Here is a 5203-nt window from a genome sequence, read left to right as displayed (position 1 = left end):
CGCGCCGCGGCGGGCGCGAGCGCGATGCCGACCGCGCCGGTGACGGCGGCGAGGCCGCCCGTGGCGGCGAGCCAGCGCCGCGCGCGCGGCCCCTCCTCCTCGGCGACGCGCCGGCCGCGCTGGCCGAGCAGGACGAGGAGCGGCTCGTGCGCCACGAAGGCGAGGACCACGGCCGCGGTGAGCGCCGACGGCGCGAGCCCGGGCCGCCCGATCGCGAGCGCGGTCAGGAGCGGCATCGCGAGCTGGCCCCACGCGCCGTGCTCGTGGGGGAGCATCGAGCGGGGCTGAGCGGCGGGGCGAGCGGGCGGGCGCTGGACGGTCGCGGTCGAGGTCATCACGTGCCGAGCCTTGAGCAAGTTGCCGGCCAGGCCGGAACCTGCCGTCGTTCGAGGGTTTACCTCGCGCGGCCCCGGGACACCACCGGTCCGCCGTTGCCCTGCGCACCGATCGGCGGGTGTCTCTTTGACCGGGCCGACTTCGTCGGGTATCCGTTCGCTCCCCCGGGAGCCGCCCATGCAAGCCATCCTCAGCTCGTTCCTGCTCGTGGCCGTGAGCGAGATGGGCGACAAGACCCAGCTCCTCGCGTTCTCGCTCGCCACGCGGTTCCGCAAGCCGTGGCCGGTGATGGCGGGCATCCTCGTCGCCACCGTCGCGAACCACGCGCTCGCGTCGTCGGTCGGCGCCTGGATCTCGGCGAACGTGCCCGCCCGCGTGCTCGCCGCGATCCTCGCCGCGACCTTCATCGGCTTCGGCGTGTGGACGCTCCGGCCGGACACCCTCGACGAGGCGCGCGGACCGGAGCGGTTCGGCGCCTTCCTCACCACGATGGTCCTCTTCTTCCTCGCGGAGATGGGGGACAAGACCCAGCTCGCGACGGTCGCCCTCGCCGCGCGCTTCGACTCGATCTTCCGCGTGACGATCGGGACGACGCTCGGCATGCTCGCCGCGGACGGGCTCGCGGTGTTCCTGGGCGAGCGGGTCGCGGACCAGGTCTCGTCGCGCAAGATGCGCTGGGCGGCCGCGTCGCTCTTCTTCCTCTTCGGCGCGCTCTCCCTCGTCGCGGCCCTCCGCTCCTGACCACGCGCCCCGTCCGGCGCCGACGCCTCGCGCGCGAGGCATGGATGATGGGGCCATGCCGCCCGCGCTCTCGGAGATCCTGTCAGCCGTGCCCCTCGACGTGCTCGTCTCCCGCGCCCACGGCGACGCGCTCGTCCACCTGCTCGCCGCGCTCGTCGCGGGCGGCGCCATCGGCATGGAGCGCAGCTACCACGGCCGGCCTGCCGGGTTCCGGACCCACGCGCTCGTGTGCCTCGCGGCGAGCCTCCTCATGCTCGTCACCGTCTACCAGGCGGAGTGGTTCCGGGGCGCCCCCGAGACGATCCGGGTCGATCCCACGCGCATGGCGCAAGGGATCATGACCGGCATCGGCTTCCTCGGCGCGGGCGTGATCTTCAAGGAGGGGCTCACCGTCCGCGGGCTCACCACCGCGGCGTCGATCTGGATCACCTCGGCCATCGGCGTGCTCACCGGGACCGGCCAGTACGTGCCCGCGCTCTACGCCACGCTCCTCACCCTCGGGGTGCTCTCGCTGTTCCGCTGGATCGAGGCGCGCGCGCCGGCGCACAAGTTCGCGCACCACCGGATCCGCTTCGATCGCGGCGAGGCGATGGGCGAGGACGCGGTGCGCGCGCTGCTCGCGGAGAACGGGTTCGCGCTCGCCGGCCTCTCCTACGCGGTCATGGACGAGGGGCGGTCCTTCGAGTACCGGATGACGATCAGCACGCACGACGAGCGGAACTTCGGGCGGCTCGCCCGGGCGCTCGAGGGGCGGGCGCAGGTGCGCGAGTTCCGGATCTCGCCCTCCGGCGATTGACGGCGCGGCGGCCGTCGCCACTACGACGTCGCTGGCGGCCCGCCCGGCTCTCCTCCAGAATGCGGCGGTGCCCACCCACCTCCGCCTCCTCCCCGCGCTCGCCGCGGCGCTCCTCACCGCGCGCGCGGCGCACGCCGCCGCGCCCTGGGAGGGCGCGCCGCTCTCCGCCGACCCCGCCGCCGTCCGGGCCGCCGCCGCCGCGCTCCAGTCGCCGCCGGGCGCCCCGCTCGACGTGCTCCTCGAGGAGGGGGTCTACCGGCTCGACGCGCAGGGCGCCGTCGCGCAGACCTACCGCCTCGTCTACCGGCCGATGAGCGCCGAGGCCGCGCGTGCGTCCGCCCGCGTCGAGCGGGCCTGGGCGCCGTGGAGCGAGGGGCGGCCGGAGATCCGCGCGCGCGTCGTCGCGGCGGACGGCGTCTTCACGCTCGACCCGGCCACCCTCGTCGAGGGACCCGTCGAGGATCCCGGCGGCCCGCCCTCGGCGCGCCGCGAGCTCTCCGGGACGATCCCGGGGGTGCGGGCGGGTGCGGTGGTCGAGCAGGTCGTGACCGGGCGCGAGACCGCGTTCGTCGCCGGGACGGTCCTGCGGTTCCGCCTCGGCGGCGTCTCGCCCGCGCGGCTCGTGCGGCTCCGCATCGAGGCGCCCGCCGCGCTGCCGCTCCGCTTCGCCGTCCGCGGCCTCGAGCTCGCGCCCGTCGAGACCGTCGCGAACGGGGTCCGCACGCTCGTCTTCGAGCGCCGCGACGCGAGCGGGACGCCGCCGCGGGAGCCCGGCGCGCCGCCCGAGCTCGCCCCCGCGCCGTACGTGGCGTTCGCGGCGGGGCAGACCTGGGCCGACGTCGCGGGCCGCGTGCGCGCGGTCCTCGAGGGTGCGATCGCGGGCGCTGACCTCCGCGGCGAGGCGCGCGCCGCCCTCGGCGCAGGCCGGCCGAAGCGCGAGGAGGCGGTGCGCCGGATCTCGGCGTTCCTGCGCGCCCGCGTGCACTCGACCGGAGTCCCCGTGGACGAGGCGCCGCTCGCGCCGAGGAAGCCCGCCGAGGTGCTCGCGAAGGGCGAGGGGGACGCGATGGACCTCGCCGCGCTGTGGGTCGCGCTCCTGCGCGCCGCCGGCCTCGAGGCCGAGGTCGCCCTCGCGTCGACCGAGTGGAGCGACCTGCCGCGCGAGGTCCCCGGCCTCGGCGTGTTCGATCGCGCCCTCGTGCACGTCGGCGGCAAGGGCGGCGCGATCTGGCTCGACCCGTCCTCGCCCCGGCTCGCGCCGGGGGCGCTGCCGCTCGAGCTGCAGGGCAAGCTCGCGCTCGTCGCGGCCCGCGGGACGCGCGACCTCGTCCGGACGCCGGCGTCCGGCCCGGCGGACAACGCCGCGCTCACCGTGCGGGAGCTGCACCTCGCCGAGCTCGGCCGCGGCCGCGTCGTCGAGACCCGCGAGCTCTCGGGCGCGCTCGCCGCGAGCGAGCGCGAGTTCCGCGCGCGGATCCCCGCCGACCACCGCGATCGCATGGACGAGCGCTACGCGCGAGAGGTGCTCCGCGCCGGCACGTTCCTCGGCGCGGAGGTGCGGAACCTCGACGACCCCTCCGCGCCGCTCGCCGTGCGCGTCGAGGCGGACGAGAGCGCGCTCGCGGAGACCGGCGACGAGGACGCGCTCGTGCCGGTCGGCGCCGCGCCGGTCCTCGAGCCGCTCCCCGCGTTCCTGACCGCGGCGCGCGAGGGCGAGGCCGCGCCCTCGCCGCGCCGCGACGACGTGGCGCTCTCCCTGCCGTACCGCTGGGAGATCCGCTACCGCGTCTTCCCGCCCGACGGCTTCCGCGCGCGCCGGCTCCCGGAGGACGGGGTGGAGCGCTTCGGTCCGGCGACGCTCACGCGCCGCTTCGCCGCCGGGAAGGACGGCACGGTCACCGCGACCTACGTGTTCGACACCGGCGGCCGGCGGCTCGCCGCGGCCGACGCGGACACGCTCGCCGCGCGCGCACGCGCCCTCGCCGGCGGGGAGCCGGAGCGGATCGCGCTCGAGCGGACCGCCTCCGCGCTCCTCGCGGACGGCCAGGTGAAGGAGGGGCTCGCGGAGCTCCGCCGGCTGTGCGCCGCGCACCCGCGCGAGGCGATGCACCCGCTCCACCTCGCGCTCGCGCTGCTCGAGCTCGGCGACGGCGAGGGGGCGGCGGAGGAGGCGCGCCGGGGCATCGCCCTCGAGCCCGCGCGCGCCTGGGGCTACCGGGTGCTGGGCTGGATCCTCGAGCACGACGCCGTCGGCCGGCGCTTCGGCCACGGCTACGATCGCGCCGGCGCGCTCGCCGCCTACCGGCGGGCCGCAGAGCTCGACCCGCGCCACGCCGGAGGGCGCGCCGCCCTCGCGGAGCTCCTCTCGCGCGGCGCCGCGGGCGTGCGGCTCGGGCCGGGGGCGGACGTGGGCGCGGCCCTCGCGGAGTACGAGGCGCTCCGCTCGGATGCGGGCGCGGGCCCGTACGATGCGGGGCTCCTCCCGGCGCTGTTCGCGGCCGGCCGGCACGCCGACGCCCTCGCGCTCGCGCGCGGGCTCACCCCTTCCCCCGAGCGGAACGCAATCCTCGTCGCCGCTGCGGCGGTGCTCCGCGGCGCGAAGCCGGCGGAGGCGGAGGCGGACGCGCTCGGCGACGACGGGAGGACCGCGCTCCGCGACGCCGCCTCGCTCCTCGCCCGCGACCGCCGCTACCCCCTCGCCGCGGCGCTCGCCCGGAGCGCCGCCCGCGGCGCGCGCGACGCCGACGAGGTCGCGAGCTTCGCCGATCTGCTCGCCTCGCTCCGCCCGTGGAAGGAGGTCGCCGCGCAGGGCGACGACACCGCCCGGCTCGCGAAGGCCGTCGTGGTCACGGCCCTCACCTCCCCGGACCCCGCCCGCGAGCTCGAGCCGCTCCTCTCCACGCGCGCCGTCGGGCCCGCGCGCGCGGCGCTCCTCGGCGGGCTCTCTGCGCCGCTCGGCGCGGTCCGCCGCTCGCTGCGCGAGGCGGGCGTCACCCCGGACCTGCTCCTCGACGTCGCGCTCTCCGGCCTCGAGCTCTTCCGTGACGGCGATCCCGCGACCGGCGCGCGGCTCCGCCTGCGCTTCGCCGCCGCCCCGGGCGAGCGCGCGACGTCGCTCTACGTCGTGCGCGAGGGCGGCGCGCTCCGGCTCCTCGCGTCCGAGGCGGCCTGGCCGATCCTGGGCGCCGAGGCCCGCCGCGCCGCGGAGGCAGGCGACCTCGCCCTCGCGGCGCGCTGGCTCGCCTGGGCGCGCGAGGACGCCCCCGGCTCGGTGGGCGATCCGGGAACGCCGGCCGGCCTCCTCGCGGCGCTCGCCCCCGCGGGCGCCCC

Annotated in this window: 4 protein-coding genes; 3 read left to right on the top strand and 1 reads right to left on the bottom strand. The window is 78.1% G+C overall.

The window, feature by feature from the left end; genetic code table 11:
- Positions 1-335, bottom strand: a 335-nt coding sequence (locus MNY62_RS25130; RefSeq protein ID WP_242347070.1) for a YwiC-like family protein, incomplete at its 3' end; no start/stop codon positions are given.
- 178 nt (positions 336-513) lie between these two features.
- Here MNY62_RS25130 and MNY62_RS25125 point away from each other — a divergent pair.
- The 3 genes from MNY62_RS25125 to MNY62_RS25115 all read left to right on the top strand — a co-directional run.
- Positions 514-1077: a TMEM165/GDT1 family protein gene (locus tag MNY62_RS25125; RefSeq protein ID WP_242347069.1), complete on the top strand. Its 564-nt coding sequence runs from the start codon at positions 514-516 to the stop codon at positions 1075-1077.
- A gap of 55 nt (positions 1078-1132) precedes the next feature.
- Positions 1133-1873 carry an MgtC/SapB family protein gene (locus MNY62_RS25120; RefSeq protein ID WP_242347068.1) on the top strand — a complete coding sequence of 247 codons (741 nt, stop codon included), beginning with the start codon at positions 1133-1135 and terminating at the stop codon, positions 1871-1873.
- Between the two features lie 67 nt (positions 1874-1940).
- On the top strand, positions 1941-5203 hold a 3263-nt coding region (locus MNY62_RS25115; RefSeq protein ID WP_242347067.1), incomplete at its 3' end, for a DUF3857 domain-containing protein.

Origin of the sequence: Anaeromyxobacter terrae (genome assembly GCF_022690685.1) — a bacterium.
GTDB lineage: Bacteria > Myxococcota > Myxococcia > Myxococcales > Anaeromyxobacteraceae > Anaeromyxobacter > Anaeromyxobacter terrae.
Note: the sequence above shows the minus strand (reverse complement) of the source record. Positions and strands in the feature narration are given on the sequence as shown.